Source organism: Chryseobacterium capnotolerans (genome assembly GCF_021278965.1).
GTDB classification, from domain to species: domain Bacteria; phylum Bacteroidota; class Bacteroidia; order Flavobacteriales; family Weeksellaceae; genus Chryseobacterium; species Chryseobacterium capnotolerans.
Map to the genome: position 1 here is coordinate 2,547,867 of NZ_CP065589.1, position 22,596 is coordinate 2,570,462.

Sequence of the window (22,596 nt, forward strand, 5' to 3'; positions counted from 1 at the left end):
AATTAAACAGCATTAAAATAAATAAATGATTCTCAACCATTTATTCATCACACCATATCAATCCATTTATACAGATCAACATCAGCAGAGATTCCAAATGATTTTCTGAGTCTGCTCTTCCTGGTTTGAATAGTACGTACTGCAAGGTGATTGTACTCCGCAATATCTTTTGTTGTAAAACCTAGTTTAATCAAGGCACAAAGCTTAAATTCGTCTGTGCTCATATCAGTATTAATTTTCATGAGGTTATCGTATAAATCAGGAAACATCTGTTTAACTTTAGGAATGAAGGCAATATCATCGCTCATAGCCAGCTTTACAATACCTTCAAGATCTATCTGATCCTTACTATTGAGTTTTGCCCTCATATCAGCAATAATCTTTTCACTTCTCAGCGCCTGTTGGTATAGTTTCACTATTTTAAACTGTTTTGAAAGTATAAAGTATCCCAGGATACTCACTCCTAAAAACACCTGTAAAAAGGTAATCAGTCTTTGGTTTTCTGAAAACAGTACATTATCTGCCCCTTCAACGGCAAATATTCTGAAATCATAATAATGGCTGAAACTGAAAAGAATAAGTACAGAGAGATAAACAATCAGATTGTACCGAACTGTCTTTTTGGAATTAAAAATAAACAGCGAGGCCAGCATAATGACAAAATAGTATAATGAAAGACCATTTTCAAAGCCCGTAGTGGATGAAAAGAAAAAAACCAACAACAACAAAAGTTCAAGGCTAAACAAGGCCACAAAATGATTGTACCGCAATTTTGTAAAAAAGAAAAGGAAGAGATAGAATATTCCCAGTGTTGATAAAACAAAAAAGTTGGTCTTCAATCCAAATATCAGATCCCTGCAGCCGTTAAAAATCAGAACAGCTCCAATAGAAAATGCAAATAAATTCATTCTCTGAGCTTCGATAAGCTCAAGCGGGTCTATATTGGAAGCAATATGTCTGTTTGCTATATAATCCCAGATTTTTCGAAACATAATTTATAGATATTGAGCAAAAAACATGAAATTCAATACAAAAATAAATAAAATGCTTTTATATTTTATTCATATAATCAATTTTGGTTAAAAGTATATTTATAAATTTGCTATTATATTAAAAATTGTTTGACTATTACAAAATTATTTACACTAAAAATATCTTTCTCCATTTCGCGATGGTATTCCGGCTTAGTTTAAAATGATGGGCTAGCTGGGTATTATTCAGTTTATTTTTTTTCTGATAATCCAGAATTCTAAGAACATCTGTTCTTTTATAAGAGTGATATTGACTGTTTTTCTTTTCAGAAGCTCCAAAAATAATAGTGTTAAGTTTAAGAATATCTAAGGCTAAAAGTTCATCTTTCAACAATAAATATTCGCACAGATTATATTTATCAGGACATTTAATTGTAATGATATCTTTGTAGATCTTTTTAAAATCAGGTTGTTTATATTTTTCCATATTTTGCTGCAGTATATTAACGGATTACTGTTTCGGGAACAGTATCAAAGTCTATATAAATTATCTTTCTGCTTCCATACCAGCCAATGTCAACAAAATTTAACAATAACTTACCGGCTGTATTTACCTATCCATTTATGGAGAGTTGTTTTAGGAATTCTATATCGTATAATAATTTCTTCCCTCGTCATTCTGCCATTTTTTATTTGTTCAAGAATAAAATCTATGACTTCTCTGGTATAAATATTTTTGCGAAACTGAGGCAATCCCGTTTTTTTATCTTCGGATAGAGTATTTTTAATTTTAGGGGAGGCTGGAGCATAAAGAATCAAATGCTGAGTATAGATTCTAAAAAAATCATATTCCAAAAGTTTACTCCATTTAAGGACAATTTCAGTATCCAGACTGCTGCAGGTATACATTTCACCTACCTCTTTTTCAGTACAGTGGAAAAAATTACAGATACGGGATAATTCTATATTGCTTTCAGAAACGGCATGCTTAATCAGATTTCCTATATGAATGTTTTTATAATTCATATTTATTTTTTCTTTTAAAATACCAGTACTCCAGAAAGGAAACAGTATTTATAATCGGTTTGTGTTTTATTTTAATAGGTCAACTAGGTCTGTAAAAGGATACTTTGATTATTTTTATTCTTATCAGACAGGATATTTAAAGGTTCCGGCGGGGCGCTCCGCCCCGCCGGAACTAAACATTAGGAAGACATTCTCTGTGCTGTAATATGAATACGTCTGATATTATTGGCTGCAATAGTATCATTTAAATTATCCACATACACAAAAATGGTTAATCGATACCAAATACCATCAATTGCCAGGTCTATGGTTTCTATTTCCTGAGAATCATCAGTAGTGCTTGTAGAATTTATAGGGGTAGAACTGCTGTTCATATTATCACCCCAGTTAAGATAGATCCCGTTATCTGTTTCCACATACCCTCCAGGAGCGACTAAAATATTGGCTCTACGGAAACGGTCTACACTGGATAATGCCGCATACCACATTTTCACATTACTGGAAGATACATTGACTAATCTGGGATTATATGTTACTCCACCTGACCCTGTATTGGAACTGCCCGAAAAATTAAGATCCAGTCTAACTTTTGCTCCTAAAATAGGCGGATTGGAAGTCATCGTACTTAGCAAACCTGTGGTAGTTGCCGGAACTTCATAGGTGAAGAACTGATACTCTCCCGGATTGAGCTTTTTACCTCCGCCTATTTCCGCATTACACGTCTGTCCACCTATAGAAACAGGGAATACTGTTGTATTAGGGCTAGATACCGTGGGAGTTCCGGAAATAGTATAAATTAAAGTACCTGATCCTTGTGCGAAATTTCCTTGGGTAATGGTTGCAGTAAGTCCGTTTACAGGCCCTAAGGTCTGTGTAGAATATATTCCGCCGTTTCCGCCGGTATAAGGAATAGTCATTGTTCCTTGAAAAGGAGTACCGGCTGTATAGGTAAGCGGGTCCAGATTAGCATCAGTACATCGCAAAGCTCCTATAGTACCCTGCTGCAATAAACGTCCATCCAAAGGTCTCCATTGAGTACCATCCCAATATACATATCCGGCATAGGTAAATGTAGATTGTGTTCCCAGATTATAAACCAATAATCCGGTAGCAGGATTCGGAATTGTAGAGGAATCGTTGTAGGCCGTTAAAGCTACTCTTGGTCCCAGAAAACCTTTCTGTTTTCCTGATACCAATTGACTCACATTAAGCTCTAATATTGCTGACAGATCAGGAGATGTAGTTCCTACTCCTACACTTCCATCAGCCATTACAACAAAATCATTGGCTTGTTGCCCTACAGTAGGGCTTCCTGTTGCACTATTGTCTTTTTTTCCATCAATATTAAAGATTCCTTGGGGATTAGGAGTATTAATACCAACCTGTGAATAACTCATCGAGTAAGCCATTATCATTAATGGCAGAAGATACTTTTTCATTCTGTGTTTATTGTATTTAAATTGAGTATTACAATGGTTTTAGCCAAAGAAGTTTTGTACTATATAGAGCATACTGAATACTTTTTCATAACTCCAAACTGCTTTTTCTAAACACCCATTGATCGATTAAAATTTCAATGCAAGATTAGAGTTATTGTATCCACAACCCAAGAAAACCTATACGCTACAGATACACTACAAACTTATCATCAGATACGTCACAGATACGTCCGACAGCAACAAACAAGCAACAATACATTGAAAATAAAACCATTACAATAAAACACGTTCGTTTTACAAAAATTCTGATTATTTACATTGAGGTTAAAAAATAAATACTCCATGAAGCTTGTTTTATTCCATATATTCTTTAAAAATAAAATTCCCAAAAGAAAACTTCATTCAGAATCAGGAGAAGTATTGTACTATTTTAAAATAGGAAAAATATGGATCTGAAATTAGGGCAAAGCTTTAGTTTTACTATCTATGCTTTCAAAGTAACCAAGATGAGTCTTCATCATTAAGATATTATTTTTTTACTATTTCCATTCCCAGTTCAATTCTTCATAATAGGGAATTTTCTGGCCGCTGCAGATTTCATGGAAATAGTTTTTTAACCCCATAAGATCATGAACCTGTTTCTTGGGAAATATCAGATAGCTTCCTGCATTCATCTTAATAAAAAAATTTTCATCGGTCTCTGTATAGCCAATAGCAACCTCTTCTGCTTTTTCTATTTTAGTCTATAAATTAGGATTCAATTCTTCAAATTTTATATAAAACAGTATTTTTTTCTATGCACAACGGCCAATCTGATTAGGAATAGGACTAAAATACAAAAAACTTAAGTTCTGAAAAGTCAAAAACAGAAGTGGATGATAATCACTTTGTCTCTTTTAATTTGATACATTTGTATCTTATTGATATGAAAAAGATACCAGCATTACAAACCTTACAGCTTATTACATTAGATCGCCAGGGATTAGTACAAGCCACACCATTTGGAACCGGAAAAGAGGCTGTGCTTACTGCTATGGAACGTCTCGGATATATACAGATTGATACATTATCTGTAATAGAAAGGGCTCATCATCATACTTTATGGACAAGAATTCCTGATTTTCAATCAGATGTTCTGGAAACATTGGTACAAGAACGTAAAGTTTTTGAATATTGGTTTCATGCTGCCTCTTATCTTCCTATGCAGGATTTTCGTTATGCATTGCCTCAGATGCTTCATGTAAAGCAAAGTGATTCTCATTATTATAATGCAGATAAAAAGATCATGAAATATGTAGTAGATACGATCCGCGCAGAAGGCCCCAAAATGGCAAGAGATTTTGAGAGTAAAAAGGATAAAACCGGAAGCTGGTGGAACTGGAAACCTGCAAAATTGGCTCTTGAAAGACTTTTCATGCAGGGAGACCTCATGATAAGCGGGCGCAGTGGTATGCAGAAAACCTATGATCTTACAGAAAAGGTATTGCCTTCATCTATTAATGCAACAGTTCCTACTCCATTTGAATTTGCTCAATATCTGGTAAAAACAACGCTCAATGCGTATGGTTTTACCACTTTAAAACAGATCACCCATCTCAGGAAAGGTGATGTGTTGAAAAAAAAATGTGAATTTGGTTTTACAGTCATTGCTTGAAAAGGGTGAAATACAGAAAATCTCTATTGAAGGGCTTCCTTCTGTCTTTATTCAAAGTGGTTTGCTTGAAAAATCTAATGACATTGATAATCCAGAGATCAGGTTACTGTCTCCCTTTGACAATTCTATTATTCATCGTGACCGAATCAAACATATTTTTGATTTTGATTTCCGTCTTGAGTGCTATGTTCCTAAGGAAAAAAGGCAGTATGGTTATTTCTGCCTGCCCATCTTGTTTGGAAATATTTTTATCGGAAGAGTGGATTGTAAAGCCCATAGAAAGGAAAAAAAATTGGAGCTGATTCATCTTCATATTGAGAATACAGCCATTGCTCCGGAACTTTGGTTACCGTCTTTTGCTGATGCTGTTAAACGTTTTGCTTTCTTTAATGGTTGTGAGTCATTGCAGCTCACCCAGGTAAGTCCATCTACGTTGAAAAAGGCAATCAATAAAGCACTATCTCATTAACTGAGAATATATAAAAAACAGCAACTCTAAGAACTGCCGTTTTTTTAATTTTACTTTACAAACTGCTCCAGCCTTTTCCATTTGGTAATGGTATTTCTGCTCATTTTAAAATGGCTGGCGAGCTGCGAATTGTTCAATCTGTTTTTTTCTGATAATCCAGTACTCTCAAAATATCAGACTCATTATAAGCACGGTGTCTTTGAGAACATTTTTCTTTGCTTTTATAAATATGAGGAAAGATCCGCCGGTTAAGTTCCAGAATATCCGCAGTATCCAGGTCTTCTTTTTTAATAATTCGTTACATTCATTTATCTTCTCCGGGTACTGCTTATGAAGCATATCCTGGTAAATAATTCTATAATCGGGGCGATTTATATTCATGGGATTATTTAAATTTTGTTATTTGAAAGGGCTCAGCATACTAATCTTCAGATTCTCTAAGTTTATTATTATATTTATTCAGCCATTTATGAAAGGTTGATTTTGGGATCTTATACCTTTGATAAATTTCCTGTCTGGACATATTTCCTGAATTATACTGATTCAGCATAAAATCAATGATTTCCCTGGTATAAAGGCTTTTTCTAAAATTGGGTAATATTGAATCTTCTTTGGGTTGTGCTTTTTCCTGATCAGAATTACATGGGGCAAACAGAATAATATGCTGCGAATAAATACGAAAGAAATCATATTCCAAGAGTTTACTCCATTTCAAAAGCATCTCGGAATCAATACTGCTTGAAGTATACATCTTTTCAATTTCTTCCCCTGTACATTTAAGAAAACCACATATTCGAAGTAAACCGATCTTTTTCTCCCGAACCCGGATATTAATCAGGTTACCCATATGAATTTCTTTAAAGTCTATCAATACATTGTGTTTTATCATTCTCAAATACAATTTTAATTCATCAACGTTTATTCAATCAGTACTCCGGGGACAATTTTTGCCCCCTTCGTACCGAAACACTGTAATCACATTATTGAGTATCTTATTGCTTTTTCAAAACGTCTATTTCCGCCTGAAGCTTTTCTGTAATTTTCAGTAATGAAATGATATTGTTTTTTTGTTCATCAATCTGCTTCTGCTGTTCTATGGTGTGTAGATACAGTTCTTCAATCTTCTCCAATGATTGTACAGACAGATCAGAAATATTGAAAGAATACCCTTCTTCAGTTTTCTCAAGCTCTTTAATAGAAGTTACGCCGGGAAGGTGCTTGTTTTCTTTAATGAATTTTTCAGTTTCATATAAAGAAGTGAACTTATAAGCAGGTTTTATCAACGAACTTTTATCGTAATAATCTTCAAAAACGTAATCAGGATAAGTAGTAGTTGCCGTTGCAATACTTCCGTTTACTTTCAGCTTCTGATTGCTGGCAAAGGTTTGCTGGCCGGGGTATCCAACACTTAAGGTGTTAATAATATTGAATTTTCCAGCCGGATCAATCTCTGCCCTTTGAGTGCCCACTACACCTCCACCTGTACTTGTTTTGAAGTCAATTCCTGCAGGATTAGTTGTATTATTGGTTCCTATTGATAAAGAAGTACTATTACCGACAGCATTAATTTGAGCAGCATTATTTGTATCAGTATATATCCAAAGTTGATAATTACCACCATTCGAAAATCCTATGGAAGATCTAGCTCCAGTGCCTGAGTCTTGTTGTATTCCTATTCCTGAGGTATTTAAAAACTGAGTATTTTGAGCACCTTTAAAATTAAGGTAATTCCCATTTTGTGTTAAAGTTCTCGGTCCTGTAAGTTTTCCATCAGCATTATAGATATTCAAAGCGTTTGATGGACTCCATGTTGTCCCGTTCCAAGTCATTACCTGTCCATTGGCAGTTCCAGAGGTAAGGCCCAATGTATAAGGATTTGCTGCTGTTCCGGATCCAGCTCTGGTTAATCCACCATTAGCAGTTGCGTTGAGTACTTCATTACCAATGACCCCGTCTACCTCGGTAAGGTTTACAGCCGCCGGGTTCCATGTTGTGCCATTCCAAGTCATTACCTGGCCATTGGCTGTACCAGAAATAAGGCCCAATGTATAAGGACTTGCTGCTGTTCCGGATCCGGCCCTGGTTAATCCGCCGTTAGCAGTTGCATTGAGCACCTCATTACCAATCACGCCGTCTGTTTCTGTAAAAGTTCCATATGTTAACTTCTGCCATAGTGTTCCATCAAAATAGAAATATCCTACTGTTGTAACATTAGCTGTTTTTGCAGTCGTTCCGGTAGAAGCCAAAGCCTCAGTAATGTAGACAATGGCCCCTGTCTGGGCTGTGGAATATAATCCATCTTTGGTTTTCAGTTCTGAGCCTTTCAATCTCGGGGCAATCAGACCATCTGTTTTAGTAATATCTGTTGACATTCCTACGATATCAAAAGTTGCCTGGGGAGATGTTGTATTAACTCCTACCTGCGAAAATGCCAATCCGGAGATCAATAATGTTCCTAAAAGAATGATGTTTTTTTTTCATGTGTTGTATATTTATTTATCCTTGTGTGTTATTTAAGAATACAGATCTTATATAAATCTGAGGGATCATTTGTGTATTTAGAATCTTTTGCCTTAAGTTCCGTGCCTTTTAGCCTTGGAATAATAAGTCCGTAAGTTTTGGTACTATCTGTAGAAGAAGCTACAATATCCAGTGTTTCCTTGGGATCCGGCGTACTAATACCAATCTGTCCGAAGGCTGATATTCCGGATAAGAGTACCGCTACAAAAATTAATTTTTTCTTCATTGTTGTTGAGGCATGTATTTGTTTTTTTATTTTAATGGCAGGCAGTTCAGTACCTGCACTACACTTTTGATGTAATGAAACTTAAGATCTTCATCTATTTTATTATGAATGAAAGGTTGAGTGTTATCTAATAGATATGGTTTATGTTAATTTATATAAGGTGGTGACCTTGGTAAAAATAAGGTCCGTTTTACAGGAATGTTTTCAAATGGTTTATCTCTCTTTAAAAGAGCCTTCTCAGGATTTATTGATCTTCCATAAGCATAAAGCAGAAACATCGTGAAAGCTTTAGATTTCGTACCTGAATTTTGTATAGTAACATGGTGAATATTATTTTTATTCTCTAAAAAAGAAAATCCCATAAAAACAATGCTCCTGGCCATCACATTACCAATATATACCTGCGCATTAAAAAAGCTATTAATTACAACACTACCCGGCAAAAGCAATCTCCATATAAAATGAAAAGCATCTTCTTTAAATGTTATTATTTGTGTTGTCATGGATGAATAATAGTCTTAGTGTTACAATCACAACATGGATAGATAAATAATTGTCTTTACAATCAAATTTCCATTTTCCTTTTTGTGAATTATCTGTGTTTTTCAGTTCTGTTTTTTCTCATCAATTAGAATGCGCAAATATTCATTATTTTAGTACTTAATAGCAAATTAAACACCCCCTACAAAAGCTATACACAATTTCAACAACCTGACTATCAATGAAATAAAAACAAAATTATTTTAATAACTCTACCTTTACAAACAAGCGATTTCTATTTAAAAAACGAAAACCTTTAATCCTGAAAAGTAAGGACAACTTCCTATCATATTTCACACAAAGAACTGGGAGACCGCAGCAATAGCTTTGAAACCAAAATCCTTTATATTTTGATGTAAATATTCTAAGAAGATTCGCAAAAAAACTCTATTAAGTATATACAATTCTGTTTGACATTCTCATCCACATTATACCCTCCCAAATAGAGATTTAAGACTTGTAATCATAGGTCAGAAGAAAGAAATTTTGATTATTATGGATTCTGTTACATCGGAAATTATACATTCTCTTTCTTCCTCTGATGAATAGTAATACACTACTGATCATGTCATCATAAAAATGAATAGTATTTTCTACTAATTATCAAATACAAAGCTCCGTAAAAGCCTGTTTTTATGATCTATTAAAGCAAACAACCATTGACATTCTGCCAACGGTTGCTATTATTTCAATCAATAAAATGCTTTAAGATGCTAATATTCTCTCATCCAGTTATTAAAGTCTATATCTGAAGGAATAGAATACTTTTTACGGAGCCTGCTTCGCCGCATCTCAACAGCTCCCAAGGTTACGTACGTATAGGTTGCAACATCTTTGGCTGAAAAATTAAGATAGGCCATTGCACAGAAGATGAGCTCACTGCTCCTTATTTTTGGGTCGATAGTTTTTAATTTTTGGATAAAATCCGGATATAATTCTGAAAAAAGAATCAGAAATTCGGGATTATTATTTTTGGCCAACGTAAGAAGATCATTGAATTTATTTTCTTCTATTTTCTTTTCGAGCTCTACGGTGGTCTGGCTCATCTCAGAAAGTGTCTTTTTATTTTTATAAATAAGCTTTTTATTTTGAATGTGCCATCTGTACCAAAATAAAGCCCCAATCAATAATAGAATAACTACAGAGATAATAAGATATATATACTGTCTGCTTTTGATTTTATTTTCATGTTCTTTCTGGTCCAGAATTTGGCTGAGTGCCTGCTCTACTACTTGTTTATTTGCAACATCAAGAGAATCACTCAGTTTTTGATATTGGTAAAGATACTGGTTAGCTTCCTTGGGATCAAGATTATTTTTCATAAAATAATCTCCCAATACTCTGTATAATTGCTGCACAGCATCTGTGGCCTCTAATTCTGCAGCACTCTGAAGTGCTTTGCGATAATAACTGATTGCCAAATCCTTGTTTCCTCTGGCAGCTTCCAGATCTCCATACTTTCTCAAAGCATAGTATAAATAAGGAACCTTATATTTTTCAAGCAAAAACAATGATTTATCCAGATATTTCTGGGCTTTTCCATACTCTTTTTGCAGGGTATATATCTGTCCTTTTTTAGCATAGGTTCCACTAAGATCAAAAAAGACCTGCTCTTCTTTCATCTTTTTTAAAATGTCCTCCTGTTTTTGTAAATGCACCCAGACTGAGTCATATTGCTTCAGCTGTGTGTAAACTTCTGTAAGGTTTTCATGGGACCAATAAGTAGACATTGCCTTTCTATAAGGGTCCTTTATCTTTTGAGAAAATTTCAATTGCTTATAGAATTCCTGAAGAGAAAGATTCATCATGCTAAGAAGTCCATACGTTCTTCCTCTCAATCTGCAGACCTCAACCTGTATATCAATATAAGAGGTAAAATAAGGTTCATTCTCAGCTTTTTTGAGATAACTTAATGCCTCATTATATCCACCTGTTTCAGCCAATACCTTCGCAATGTAAATATTTGCCAGTGTTTTGCCCTTAGAATAATTAATTTTATCCGATTTCTTTAAAGCTTCATTGGCACTTGTAAGAGCAGGAATTAATTGTACATCAGTAAATTCTGTAAAAGATTTATCAAGAAGAAGGTCTATTTGCTTCTCTACATTCATTTGGCCCTGAACAAAAAGGCTGCTCAATAGCAGAATAAAAATGTGGAAATTTTTCATTAAATCGATAACATTAAGAAACAAAATACCTATACAATTAAGATAGACGCAAAATTATCATTAATAAAACAATGAAAAAAGTGAATTTTTATAGATTTTTATCGATAACAAAGGCTTTCTACTGATATTCATAAAAAAATACAGAGAACTAAAGAATAAGCCCTCATTACCTGCAAATATTAAGGATTCTATATTTTTGACAATGTAAGTTATGCTTAGCTTTTAAGCAGCTGTTCCCGGTACTCTATTCCCCATTTCGCCATCGTATCAATAATGTCGTGCAGGCTTTTTCCAAAATCCGTAAGTTCATAATCTACCGTTACAGGCATTGTATTGTTTTGGGTTCTGCTCACCAGATTATTCATCTCTAAATCTTTAAGCTCTTTTGAAAGGGTTTTGGCAGCAATCCCTTCAAGCTGCCTTTTCAGATCCATAAAACGCATTTTACCCCCAAAATAGAGATGGCTGATGATAATGGTTTTCCATTTCCCTTCCAGCAGATAGACTGTATCTTTTACACCTCTGATATGATTTTTACACTCTGGTCCCAATTCCAATCTTTCCTTTTTCATATTGAATCATTAGATCACAAAATTAGGTAATTATTCAAAACTATTGAAACTTGATTACCTATAGGTAACTGATTACCTACGGGTAACAGGTATATAAAAGCAACTGCTTATGGTGTAACTTTGCATCATCAATCAGTAAGTAAATAATACAATTATGTCACTAAATGAAACACTAAACTGGAGATCTGCCACCAAAGGCTATAATGGAAAAACCATTGAAGATGATAAAATGGAGCAAATACTGGAAGCTATTCGTCTTGCCCCTTCAAGCTCAGGACTACAGCCATTTAAAGTTTTAGTTATTACAAATAAGGAATTAAGAGAAAAATTACAGCCTATTTCCTGCAATCAGGATCAGATTGTACAAGCTTCACATATCCTGATCTTTGCTGCGTGGGATGAATATACCACAGAAAGAGTAGATTCATTTTTTGAGTTCAGCAATCAGGTAAGAAAACTACCCAACAGTGCTACAGATGATTATCGTTTGAATTTATTGGGCATGCTGGAAAAACAAACCAGAGACCAGCATTTTAATAATGCTTCCAAACAAACTTATATTGCTTTAGGTTTTGGACTTTTAGCAGCAGCTGATCTTAGAGTAGATGCTACTCCAATAGAAGGATTTAACAATGAAGCTGTAGATGAGCTGCTTAATTTGCCTGGACAAGGTTTAAAAAGTACTGTTTTAATGGCTCTTGGCTATAAAGATGAAGAAACCGACTGGTGGGGGAAACTGGACAGAGTAAGAAGGTCGAAGGAGGAACTGTTTGTGGAGATCAACTAAATTAAGTCTAAAATTAATAATAAAAAACAGGAAATCTTTTGAAGGTCTTCTGTTTTTTGTTTTACATTCATAGACCCATAAATCATTATCATGGAATTGAAATTAAGCATCCTTGATCAGACTCCCGTTGTTAAAGGCAGCAGCCCCTCCAAGGCGCTCAACAATAGCCTGACACTTGCAAAAACAGCTGATGAACTAGGCTATCACAGCATTTTATATTCGGAGCATCATGGTGTGGAAGCGTATGGAAGTTCCAGTCCGGAAATTCTTGCAGCAACGGTTCTTGCCAATACAAACAATATTAAAGTAGGTACGGGAGGAATTATGCTTCGTAATTATTCTGCTTTTAAGATTGCAGAATGGGCCAAAATGCTTGCTTCCATGTACCCAAACCGTTTTATACTGGGACTTGGAAAAGCTCCCGGCGGTCTGAAAGACGCTGTATTAGCCCTGAACGGTCATAAGCTTCCTATCCTCAACAATATCAATGAAAAGTTGGAAGAAATTATTTCGTATTTAAAAGATCAAAATCATAAGGACACTGATTTGTTTGCCCAACCTACCCATGTTCCGGTATTACCAGAGATCACCTGGCTGGGTTCAGGTGACAGCTCAGCAAAAGAAGCCGCTAAGTATGGTATTTCTTATTCTATGGCCGATTTCATAGTAGACGGATCCAATACAGAGATTCATAAAACATATCTGGATACATTTAATTATTCCGGATATAAAAACCGACCTTCTTTTCAGGTTGCCATTTCTGTTTCTGTGGCTGACAATCTGGAGCAGGCACGTTATAATGCATTCGGAATGGTGTATCAGTTCCTTGAATCCAGAAAGATTTTAGCACCAGCTGCATTAAAATCCTCCGAAGAAGTGCAATCTCTCATTAATGATACTGAAGACCAAAACCTTTTCAATATTTTACTAAATAAGGTAGTGATGGGTACTCCGGACACTATTCATTCAAAACTTGAAGAAAAAGCATTGCAATACGGAACCCAGGATCTTGTTCTGTTATCCAATATGTTCAACGAAGAAGACAGGCTTTTTACCTATAAAAGTATGATTCAAAAAAAGTGAGTATATGAAAATATCGGTTTTCAAAAAAGTTTAGAATATACCAGAAAAATAGCCAGAAATAATCTTATTTTCTGGCTTAGTTTATCAAAAGGCATAAGATCCCATTTTCCTATTTCAAATTTCTGGATTCCAGTTCTTTTTCTAATTCCTGATTGCGTTTGTTCCATTGAATTCCCACGAAGCCTGCAAAAAATAATGGGAAAAAGGTAAAAAATCCGATTCCGTGGCTCACACTGCTATACACAGCAACACCAACCAAAAAACCTATAAGAACAGCATTGATTATTTTATCCGATTTGGATTTCTTCTTTTTCTCTAATAGTTCCTGGTCAGTTAATTTATTTAACTCTTTTTCATTCATGGGTAATCGTTTTTAGTTTTTTATTTGAGCTCCAGCTAACTTACAAAAGTTTTGTATTTTGTCAATAACAATATTTAATTAATTAGCGGCAGGATCAATCAGTTCAGTAGTAATACTTAAAGATTTCAAAAGATTTTTATTATCAAAAAATAATGTTGTGAAGTGCTTTTCATTTTTGAAAACAAGTTTTGATCCTCCGGAAAATTCACTATCAGCACCCAGTTTTTGAACTTTTACTCTATTTTTTTTGAATTGGATTTTTGCTTCATCTAATGTTGTTTTGTTCATTATAAGCCCATAAGGCAGTCCTCCAATGACCAAAGCATTATGTTCCGATATATCAAAAAACATTTCATTAATAATATTATTCTTTCCAAGGCCGGAATACAATTCTAATCCTGATTTTGTTGGCCATTTGGCATATTTTTCACCATTGGCATCTTCATAGAATATCGTTTTTGTATTTAAAGCCTTCGACATTGTATCCGGGGTCTGTGGAAAAATAAATTCAGATTTTTTATTCAGTAAAGAATTGAGCGCAGCTGTTTTTTGCGAAAAAGCACTTATACTTAATAATTGAAAAAATACAGCAAGAACCAAGGTGAATGGTTTTATTTTCATGTTGATTATTTTGATGGTTTCGGGTTTAAAGATATTAAAAATAGAGTGAATAAGCTGGAAGTTGGAAGTTACTATTTAACAAGCCATTACTGTATTACTTTTTAAGGGAAACGCAAAGTTTTATGATACTGATGTATATTTTTAAGGAGGCTAAGATGGAATCGACTTCATTAATTCTTTATAAGCGGCCAAATACCCAACCTTTCCATCAACGGTACTTTTTCTTGAATAATGATCGTTTATTGATAAGCAGAACCGGGAAAAAATAATGTAAATTTGTACCATCCTGCGGCAAAGGCAGGATTTATTCTTTAATATCATGAAAAAAACAGCATTTTCTTTACTGGCGCTTTTGTTTCATTTTGCATGCCAGGCACAAAATTTTGACGTTATTCCATTAGGGATCTATGGCGGAGAACAGGAAGATAATTTATCTGCTTATTTGGTAGGAGCAACTAATGACAATACATTTCTTTGCCTTGATGCCGGAACTGTAAACACCGGAATCCGAAAAGCAATTCAAGAAAAAAGCCTCACCGGTCCTGAAGAAACTGTTCTAAAAGATCAGATTAAAGGATATTTTATTTCTCACGGTCATTTGGATCATTTAGCCGGTCTTATCATCAACTCTCCGGCTGATTCTAAAAAAGATATTTTTGCAATACCGTCGGTAATTCAAATTCTGCAAAATCATTATTTTATCACAGATACATGGATCAATTTTGCCGATCAGGGCCAGAAGCCTATCCTTGGAAAATACCATTATAATGAGCTGCAGGAAGGGGTAGAAATCCCAACCCCAAAAACCTCTTTTTCTTAACGGGATATGAGCTTAGCCATGTTAATCCTTATAAAAGCAGTGCTGCACTTGTCAGAAATGAAGACCATTACCTGCTTTATCTGGGGGATACTGGTGCAGATAAAATCGAAAAGTCTGACCGCATGGATAACCTCTGGAAAAATGTAGCCCCATTGGTACAAAGTAAGCAATTGAATACTATATTGATCGAAGTTTCTTTCCCAAACAGCCAGCCTGAAAATCTTTTATTTGGCCACCTTACTCCTAACCTGTTGGTGAAGGAACTGGAAAATCTGAAGGAAAAAGCCGGACAAAAAGATCTGGAAGGCCTGAATATCGTGGTTACGCATAGAAAACCTACAGGTAACAATCCTGAGATCATCAAAGAGGAGCTTTTAAAAAACAATCCTTTAAAAGTAAAATATATTTTCCCTGAACAGGGCAAAAGAATTAACTTACCATAGTCATAAAGAGCGATGAAACTGATGTCTCATCGCTCTTTATGTATTACATTTTTCAGGTTGTATTTCTACTAATTGATTATTTCTCCTTTACCATCTTTCAGTTTTCCACGGAAGTTCTGAAGCTCTTCAGGATTTGGCTTGCTCCATTCTGCTGCTTCTCCAATAATTTTCAAGGGAAGATCTGAACGATAAGAACGGGTCAAATTACCTGGAAATTTTTTGTCGGTTAGATTCGGATCATTTTCAAAAGGACCTGTGGGTTCTACTACATATACTCTTTCAACACCATCCCCTTTTGCTAAAGCAGCAGCAAGTCCCGCACCATTAGCTAATGCAGTGAAATAAATATGATTCATCCTGAATTCTTCTTTATAATTGGAATTACCGCCCGGTGTTAGCAGGCCTCCTATCGGTAAATCGGCTTTTGTTCCATGATAGAATGGACCTTGATCAAAAATTTTATCTTTTATTGACAGAGCCAGATCATGATATTCCTTTGATTTTTCCGGATCAGAAAGTGCTTCATAACTTTCAGCTATCTTTAAATAAAGAGTGTAAAAAGCACTTTTAGCGGTATCATCATTTGTTTTTAAAGCATGTGCTAAGGCTGTTTCAAACCATTTCAACCGATCAGAAGATTTTGTTTGATTCCGGGCAATATAATAGGCCGCAAGAAATTTTTCAAAATCGTTTGTTGCCTCATTCCAGGCTTGCTCAAATAATTTCTCAGCTTCTTCAGGATTATTTTGTTCCTCTCTGCTCATTCCCTGGATACAAAGCTTAACAACATTATTAAATGGTGAAAATTCCATGGTCTAAATATTTTGTTTCAAATTTTTAAATTTCTATTACTTATCATGGGTATTAAACCTTTGCTCCAGAAATGACTCTGTTGAAATCCCATGTTTTTCAAAATCGGAAATGATCATTTCTTTCAATTTTTGAAACCTTTCTGCGGATACTCCATCCCATTCTTTTACTGCCATATAAAAAAATGTACCCTTATATTTCTGAAGAACTGAACGAACTGAAGCATAGTCCATATTTGTAAGGATTTCATCTGTGAAATCACCTTTAAGAGGCAAACTAATGGAAGAACTGAACTCAATGGGTCTAAATGCAGTATCTTTTGATGTCTGGAAATTGGAAACCGGAAATGTCTCATGTGGATTATAAACAGTCAGATAAACAGGAACAGCATTTCCATCATCCTTACTGAATATACTTTTATTCATTACAGCAAAGAATTTTCCAGGTTTATTGATAACCGCCATGTGATAGGCAACACTATCGGGATGTTTGATGTATTTTTCAAGAATTTCATTATCTTCCGTACGACGTAAGCCTATGATTTCTATTTTCGGCGTATATGGATTGCTGCCTATCTCCGGAACAAATTCTATAGAAGCTTTCGGATCATTGGTAAAGAGAACTATCGGACCAAATTTTAGTGCATAATCGGCTGCTACTTTTTGAGCCCGCTCAAAGTTTTTCTCATAATCAGATTCTATTTGGAGCATGGCTCTGGTGAGAGATCTTGCTTCTTCATTTCTTTTGTTTTGAATACTATCTGAGCCACAGGTACGGGCCAGTATTAACAGAGCAGATACCGCTGACAAAGAAATGGCAATATATTTATAATTACGATTTTTGGAGACTTGCAGTTGTTTTACAAGATGGGACTCTTTTTCCTGTTTATTTTTCCCAATCTCTTCTTCATTGGTCTGAAAAGACTGTTGAGTATTCTGTTCCAGATTCACGAGAAGCTCATCCCTGAATGCAATGAATATTGCAATATCATCTGCTGACTTTTGATTCCGGGGATTAAATTGCCATACCAGCTTTTTTCCATTCTTCAGCTTGATGCGCATAGAAGGTGGCGGAGCCTGCAAAAAGTTATAGGGTGGAATGCTGTCTATATCTTCATAACGAATACGACCATACTTTTCTGAAGTAAAACCTTCATGATCTACCATAAGTGTATCTGTTTCACTTGATATTTTGATAAAACGGGCTATACAATACAGTAAGGCTCCGATTCCGAGCGGGATGATAATCCATAAACTCCATGGAATAGTATCCAGAAGAGCACTACTCAACAAAATTATAACCAAAGGAATTCCAAAAAGAAACAGCAAAACATATAAAGCACCTTTGCTATTCTGGTATCTGAATGTAAATTGTTTCATGATTTGGTATTTAGTTCCCATTATATGATGACCATAAATTTAATATAAACCTGCGATATCATCATCATTAAAATTGGTAAGCTTATGATTTGAACTTTTATTGGTTTAAAGCACTATCAAATTCTTTTTGAAAATTTCATGATCTCCGCATATGGAACTTTTGCATTCCGGAATTTTCTATAATCACACTTCCAATTAATTGTTTCAGACGTGTAGAATTTGAAAAATAACATTATATTTAAAGAAACAATATGCCTTAACAGAAAAATCTCTGTTATTATAAGAAACAACTCAATCATCTATTGTATGAAAGTTATAAAAAGACTGTGCTATACTTTATTATTTCTATTGATGGGCATATTCAATGCACAAACCCATAAAATTCTTCAAAGTACTAAGGATGCCTTTAAAGGATATTGGGTATATAAAACTAAATATTTCACAAACTCTGTAGCTATTGATTTTGAACAAGGAAAGGATTTTGCTCTTTTCACAGATATTGGAACCGGTGAAGCACCACCCCACACCTTTCAGGCTGAGGTGAAAGGAAATTTACTAATTATTCCTGCCCAGCAGCATACAAATGATTATATAGAGCTTGAAGTTATAAAAGGGAGACTGCATTTAAGGATGAAGCAGGTAGCATGGGATGACAAAGGAAATATAGTCAATACTAACAATAAACTTGAAGAAAAAACGATTTTTAAACGCAAAACTCAGAGAGATTAAAACAAAGAAAATAAATATGGACAAAGAACTTATCAAAAAAATACAGGATAAAAAACACTATCATGAAAATGTTGAAGCATTGGAGAAACATCTGGACCAACATTTCAAAAGTGAAGAAATGACTGTTTTTCATGAGATGCTTTCTCTTGATTTTCACCTGGATGTCTACTTTATCCAGCCTCAAGATGAAGACTTTAATCTGTTGATAACTTCTGGTATGAGTCTGCTGGAAATGCAGGTTCCTGATGCCATCGAAAATAAAGAAGATTATACTTTTGCAGAACTTTTGATCTTGCTTCCTAAAGATCTGAAATTTGAAAAAACGTTTCCAAGTGAAGGAGAAAATGATTGGATCATAGGCATGATAAAAGATATGGCAAGGTTTCCACATCATCAGGATACATTCTTAACCGAAGGACACTCTCTACAGGCATGGAGTGATATTTCAGAACCATATGACGAAAACACTCAGTTTACAAGCTGTATCTTATTGCCTTCTGCTACTTTTGATGACGATTTTATGCAGATCACCAGTGATGATAGAATCATTAATCTTTACACCCTTTTTCCTCTTTACCAAAATGAACTGGAATATAAAATAGAAAATGGTTATGGTAAGTTTTTCGACTTACTGATTGCTGGTAATACCCCCGATATTCTTGATAATAATCGTAAAAATTTGTTAGGTTAAACTATAATATAAATATAAATTTTCAAGTCTGATAGTTGAGTTCTTACATTCGGTTATCAGGCTTTTTTTAATTAAAAAAGGAATATCGGAGTTTATTTCTTTCTGATAATGACATCTCCTTCTGATAACCTTACATCTTCATCATTGATTTTCAGTTCTGCCCATTGAGCTGGATTATCCGATTCACAATCATTTATAATCCGATAATCTGAATAGCCGGTATTAGAATCCGGCAGTACAAAAATGGTATCAATTGTATTTTTACTGATCTGATAACGATGAAAAATATCCAATAAATGAACAAGTTCTGACAATTCTTTCTTTAACTGTACATTTGCCTCTTGGTCTATTCCTTCGCTGATTAAGTTGTTCAGTTTTTCAATTTCATTGGTCATAAATTCCTTGGCTCCCATCCTTATCTTTTTGAATGCTTTTGAACAAAAATAGTTATTTTCAGAAAGAACAAAAAAAGAGCTTTCTATCAGCCGAATTCGTAGATCATATCTATAATAAAGAGAAACCACAACTTTATTCCTTTTTTTCACAACAAAAAAACAGAACATATCAAAAGACCACTTCTGTCCCGTTGAATATAGATATTTCGTTTATGTTTTCATTGGAATTATATACAATTTGTAATATCCTATTAAATACTAGGTCTTTATTCTTGCAATAAATGTACATTTTTTCCGAACTTTGAGTATGGCTTTATTCTTAACTCCTGACAATGTTTATAATCTGTACCATATTGATCCCTCAAAAAAGATAGAAGGTATTGTTATTCTGCATCAACACAATCATCCTGAAAAGGAATATACAAAGCATACCCGTATATTTGATGGGCTATTGTTAGGATTTATGATAAAGGGATCTATGAAAGCCCAGATCCACTTTCAGGAATATGAACTCAATGCAGGTGATATTGCTGTATTACAGCCAAAACTGATGATCGACACAAAATCCTTAAGCGAAGATGCAGAAATAGTTACGATTGGGCTTTCATTAGACTTTATTACAGCATTCCCCGTCCTGCGTGAATTTGTGATGAACAATGAGGTCCGGTGGCAGCCTGTTATCAGGCTTCAATCTGAAGAAATAGGTTTACAAAAGGAATTGGTAACCCTAATACAAAATTTTTATCATAAAAGTCCCACTCCCAAAAAGGCAGAAATGTTACGTCATCTTGTGATGGCTCTCATGTGTCTGATTTCGGAAGCCTATTCCGGACTAACACATCAAAACAGCTTTACCAAAAACCGCACTCATGAAATCATTGACGATTTTTATGTTTTGATTTCAAAATATGCAACCCAACAACGAAGTGTTAAATTTTATGCAGAAAAACTTCATTTAACACCACAATACCTCTCCACTTTTTTGAAACAAAAAACAGGCAAATCAGTATTGCAATGGATTGACCATGCGATGATTCTGCATGCCAAAACATTACTCAAATCCACCAATTTATCTGTTAAACAGATTGGCCATGAATTAAATTTTGAAGATTCTAGTGTCTTCTGCAGATTTTTCAAAAGAATTACCGGGGTTTCACCAAGAAGTTTCAGGAATGGATAATGCGCAGCACCTACCTTTAGATGATATGGTATGCAGTATTACAAAAAGACAAATTTTAGGATAACATTCAACCATAAAATCAAAAATAACATTAAAAATAGTACATCAATACCATCAAAGTGTAAAAGAAATAGGGCTTACCTCATTCTACTTTTACACCATGAAAAATTCAACAAAAAAAGCGGCTATTGGGTTTATATTTGTAACCTTACTGATTGACATTACAGGCTGGGGAATTATTCTTCCGGTAATACCTAAGCTAATTAAAGAACTTATTCATGGGGATATCAGTGAAGCTGCTCAATATGGTGGCTGGCTTGGTTTCGCCTATGCCTTTACTCAGTTTATATTTTCTCCTGTGGTAGGAAATCTCAGTGACCGGTACGGAAGACGTCCAATTATTTTAATTTCTCTTTTTGGATTTGCTGTAGATTATATTTTTGTGGCGCTTGCTCCGTCTATCGGATGGTTATTTTTAGGAAGAATCATTGCAGGATTTACTGGAGCCAGCATATCAACTGCAAGCGCCTATATTGCTGATATTTCAACAGATAAAGACAGGGCTAAAAACTTTGGGATGATTGGAGCTGCCCTGGGGATGGGATTCATTATCGGACCTGTTATTGGAGGGCTGCTGGGGCATTATGGGTCAAGAATTCCTTTCTATGCTGCTGCCTGTCTTTGTATTTTAAATTTCCTTTATGGATATTTTATCCTTCCTGAAAGTTTGGATAAAGAGAAGAGAAGAAAATTTGACTGGAAACGGGCAAATCCGATCGGATCCCTTCAATTTTTAGGCAAGCACCATGAAATCTCCGGTTTGGTTATTGTTTTAATTCTAATCTATATTGGAATTCATGCTGTACAGAGCAACTGGCATTTTTTTACCATGTATACATTTGGCTGGACTGAACGAATGGTCGGAATTTCTCTTGGGGTACTTGGATTATTATTAGGATTGGTTCAAGGTATTTTAATAAGATGGACAACTCCTAAATTGGGGGAATATAAAAGTATTTGTTATGGGCTGATTGGTTATGCCGTAGGATTGTTTTTATTTGCTTTTGCTACACAGGAATGGATGATGTTTATCTTCCTTATCCCCTATAGTTTAGGTGGAATTTGCGGTCCTGCTTTGCAATCAGTCATCACCAAAAATATTCCATCGAATGAACAAGGTGAACTTCAGGGGGCATTAACGAGTTTAGTAAGTGCTACCTCTATTTTAGGCCCTCCAATCATGACTAATTTATTTTATTATTTCACCCATGATGAAGCGCCTTTCAAATTTCCAGGAGCTCCTTTTCTCTTTGCCTCTATTTTGATGATTATGAGTGTAATCATTCTCCATTTTGTATTCCGACGAAAGAAGGGAGATACACTGAAGAATTAGAAAGCTTCTCAATATTTTTTACGAAAAATCAAAATGAATCTTTTTTAAATAACAACACCAGCTCAAAAATGATCTGGTGTTATTTCTAAAAATATTCTGATACTCTTCCATTCACACTCTTCAAGAACAAGGTTCTTTCCATCTACACCGATCTTTTCTCCATGCTTAGTCACTCATTGTGTTACAGCATAAATCTGCTTGATTGCTAAGGGATATTGAACCTCGAGAGAGGGAGCATAAAGTATTTAAATATATATTGTTTATGATTCTGAAAATTGATATTGCAAAGCTAAATACCAATCTGCATAAAGCTACTATT

The 22,596-nt window shown here is 34.8% G+C and carries 26 protein-coding genes; 10 read left to right on the forward strand and 16 right to left on the reverse strand.

The window, feature by feature from the left end; translation table 11 throughout:
* Positions 1-47: 47 nt before the first annotated feature.
* The 5 genes from H5J24_RS12140 to H5J24_RS25595 form a co-directional block, all read right to left on the reverse strand.
* Positions 48-992 (reverse strand): helix-turn-helix transcriptional regulator, encoded by a 945-nt coding sequence (locus tag H5J24_RS12140; protein ID WP_068942970.1) that lies wholly within the window; start codon positions 990-992, stop codon positions 48-50.
* A gap of 148 nt (positions 993-1,140) precedes the next feature.
* On the reverse strand, positions 1,141-1,458 hold the full coding sequence (locus H5J24_RS12145) for a transposase (RefSeq protein ID WP_068942969.1): 318 nt from the start codon (positions 1,456-1,458) through the stop codon (positions 1,141-1,143).
* A gap of 110 nt (positions 1,459-1,568) precedes the next feature.
* Positions 1,569-1,997, reverse strand: coding sequence for a transposase (locus H5J24_RS12150; RefSeq protein ID WP_068942968.1), 429 nt, complete (start codon positions 1,995-1,997; stop codon positions 1,569-1,571).
* Positions 1,998-2,176: 179 nt separating this feature from the next.
* Positions 2,177-3,436: a hypothetical protein gene (locus tag H5J24_RS12155; RefSeq protein WP_141395676.1), complete on the reverse strand. Its 1,260-nt coding sequence runs from the start codon at positions 3,434-3,436 to the stop codon at positions 2,177-2,179.
* 539 nt (positions 3,437-3,975) lie between these two features.
* Positions 3,976-4,110, reverse strand: coding sequence for a hypothetical protein (locus H5J24_RS25595; protein ID WP_262495872.1), 135 nt, complete (start codon positions 4,108-4,110; stop codon positions 3,976-3,978).
* A 251-nt stretch (positions 4,111-4,361) separates the two neighbouring features.
* On the opposite strand from H5J24_RS25595, the gene H5J24_RS25600 reads away from it, so the two are divergent.
* Together H5J24_RS25600 and H5J24_RS25605 are read left to right on the forward strand one after the other, a co-directional pair.
* On the forward strand, positions 4,362-5,090 hold the full coding sequence (locus H5J24_RS25600; protein WP_283250780.1) for a DNA glycosylase AlkZ-like family protein: 729 nt from the start codon (positions 4,362-4,364) through the stop codon (positions 5,088-5,090).
* Positions 5,062-5,559, forward strand: a complete 498-nt coding sequence (locus H5J24_RS25605) for a DNA glycosylase AlkZ-like family protein (RefSeq protein WP_283250781.1) — start codon at positions 5,062-5,064, stop codon at positions 5,557-5,559. The genes H5J24_RS25600 and H5J24_RS25605 overlap by 29 nt, the downstream gene beginning before the upstream one ends.
* A 421-nt stretch (positions 5,560-5,980) precedes the next feature.
* Here H5J24_RS25605 and H5J24_RS12165 read toward each other — a convergent pair whose 3' ends face one another.
* The 6 genes from H5J24_RS12165 to H5J24_RS12190 form a co-directional block, all read right to left on the reverse strand.
* On the reverse strand, positions 5,981-6,448 hold the full coding sequence (locus tag H5J24_RS12165) for a transposase (protein ID WP_228407617.1): 468 nt from the start codon (positions 6,446-6,448) through the stop codon (positions 5,981-5,983).
* 103 nt (positions 6,449-6,551) lie between these two features.
* Complete coding sequence (locus H5J24_RS12170; protein WP_232816331.1) at positions 6,552-7,994, reverse strand: autotransporter outer membrane beta-barrel domain-containing protein; 1,443 nt, start codon at positions 7,992-7,994, stop codon at positions 6,552-6,554.
* Between the two features lie 74 nt (positions 7,995-8,068).
* On the reverse strand, positions 8,069-8,305 hold the full coding sequence (locus tag H5J24_RS12175) for a hypothetical protein (RefSeq protein ID WP_068942963.1): 237 nt from the start codon (positions 8,303-8,305) through the stop codon (positions 8,069-8,071).
* 146 nt (positions 8,306-8,451) lie between these two features.
* Positions 8,452-8,808: a hypothetical protein gene (locus H5J24_RS12180; RefSeq protein WP_068942962.1), complete on the reverse strand. Its 357-nt coding sequence runs from the start codon at positions 8,806-8,808 to the stop codon at positions 8,452-8,454.
* A 750-nt stretch (positions 8,809-9,558) separates the two neighbouring features.
* Positions 9,559-11,013, reverse strand: coding sequence for a tetratricopeptide repeat protein (locus H5J24_RS12185; RefSeq protein WP_068942961.1), 1,455 nt, complete (start codon positions 11,011-11,013; stop codon positions 9,559-9,561).
* 215 nt (positions 11,014-11,228) lie between these two features.
* Positions 11,229-11,585 carry a winged helix-turn-helix transcriptional regulator gene (locus tag H5J24_RS12190; RefSeq protein WP_068942960.1) on the reverse strand — a complete coding sequence of 119 codons (357 nt, stop codon included), beginning with the start codon at positions 11,583-11,585 and terminating at the stop codon, positions 11,229-11,231.
* Between the two features lie 154 nt (positions 11,586-11,739).
* On the opposite strand from H5J24_RS12190, the gene H5J24_RS12195 reads away from it, so the two are divergent.
* Both H5J24_RS12195 and H5J24_RS12200 read left to right on the forward strand, forming a co-directional pair.
* Complete coding sequence (locus H5J24_RS12195) at positions 11,740-12,372, forward strand: NAD(P)H-dependent oxidoreductase (protein ID WP_068942959.1); 633 nt, start codon at positions 11,740-11,742, stop codon at positions 12,370-12,372.
* Positions 12,373-12,462: 90 nt separating this feature from the next.
* The gene (locus tag H5J24_RS12200; protein WP_068942958.1) at positions 12,463-13,455 is read left to right on the forward strand and encodes an MsnO8 family LLM class oxidoreductase; all 993 of its coding nucleotides are present in this window, start codon (positions 12,463-12,465) and stop codon (positions 13,453-13,455) included.
* 109 nt (positions 13,456-13,564) lie between these two features.
* Here H5J24_RS12200 and H5J24_RS12205 read toward each other — a convergent pair whose 3' ends face one another.
* Positions 13,565-13,816: a hypothetical protein gene (locus H5J24_RS12205; protein WP_068942957.1), complete on the reverse strand. Its 252-nt coding sequence runs from the start codon at positions 13,814-13,816 to the stop codon at positions 13,565-13,567.
* A gap of 78 nt (positions 13,817-13,894) precedes the next feature.
* Complete coding sequence (locus H5J24_RS12210) at positions 13,895-14,437, reverse strand: hypothetical protein (protein WP_068942956.1); 543 nt, start codon at positions 14,435-14,437, stop codon at positions 13,895-13,897.
* A 319-nt stretch (positions 14,438-14,756) separates the two neighbouring features.
* Between H5J24_RS12210 and H5J24_RS25610 the strand changes: the two genes are divergently transcribed.
* On the forward strand, positions 14,757-15,257 hold the full coding sequence (locus tag H5J24_RS25610) for an MBL fold metallo-hydrolase (protein ID WP_283250782.1): 501 nt from the start codon (positions 14,757-14,759) through the stop codon (positions 15,255-15,257).
* 80 nt (positions 15,258-15,337) lie between these two features.
* The gene (locus H5J24_RS25615; protein ID WP_283250795.1) at positions 15,338-15,700 is read left to right on the forward strand and encodes an MBL fold metallo-hydrolase; all 363 of its coding nucleotides are present in this window, start codon (positions 15,338-15,340) and stop codon (positions 15,698-15,700) included.
* A gap of 68 nt (positions 15,701-15,768) precedes the next feature.
* Here H5J24_RS25615 and arr read toward each other — a convergent pair whose 3' ends face one another.
* Positions 15,769-16,182, reverse strand: coding sequence for an NAD(+)--rifampin ADP-ribosyltransferase (arr, locus tag H5J24_RS25950; protein WP_068945056.1), 414 nt, complete (start codon positions 16,180-16,182; stop codon positions 15,769-15,771).
* Positions 16,183-16,548: 366 nt separating this feature from the next.
* Positions 16,549-17,889: a hypothetical protein gene (locus H5J24_RS12225; RefSeq protein ID WP_141395675.1), complete on the reverse strand. Its 1,341-nt coding sequence runs from the start codon at positions 17,887-17,889 to the stop codon at positions 16,549-16,551.
* A gap of 306 nt (positions 17,890-18,195) precedes the next feature.
* Here H5J24_RS12225 and H5J24_RS12230 point away from each other — a divergent pair, with 306 nt between their 5' ends.
* A complete protein-coding gene (locus H5J24_RS12230) occupies positions 18,196-18,618 on the forward strand; it encodes a hypothetical protein (protein WP_141395674.1) in 423 nt (140 codons plus the stop codon).
* Positions 18,619-18,634: 16 nt separating this feature from the next.
* Positions 18,635-19,309, forward strand: a complete 675-nt coding sequence (locus H5J24_RS12235; RefSeq protein WP_068942952.1) for a suppressor of fused domain protein — start codon at positions 18,635-18,637, stop codon at positions 19,307-19,309.
* A 92-nt stretch (positions 19,310-19,401) separates the two neighbouring features.
* On the opposite strand, the gene H5J24_RS12240 is transcribed toward H5J24_RS12235, so the two are convergent.
* Positions 19,402-19,722 carry an FHA domain-containing protein gene (locus H5J24_RS12240; protein ID WP_141395673.1) on the reverse strand — a complete coding sequence of 107 codons (321 nt, stop codon included), beginning with the start codon at positions 19,720-19,722 and terminating at the stop codon, positions 19,402-19,404.
* A gap of 289 nt (positions 19,723-20,011) precedes the next feature.
* Here H5J24_RS12240 and H5J24_RS12245 point away from each other — a divergent pair, with 289 nt between their 5' ends.
* Positions 20,012-20,884, forward strand: coding sequence for an AraC family transcriptional regulator (locus H5J24_RS12245; RefSeq protein WP_068942951.1), 873 nt, complete (start codon positions 20,012-20,014; stop codon positions 20,882-20,884).
* 160 nt (positions 20,885-21,044) lie between these two features.
* On the forward strand, positions 21,045-22,277 hold the full coding sequence (locus H5J24_RS12250; RefSeq protein ID WP_068942950.1) for a TCR/Tet family MFS transporter: 1,233 nt from the start codon (positions 21,045-21,047) through the stop codon (positions 22,275-22,277).
* Positions 22,278-22,596: the final 319 nt, after the last annotated feature.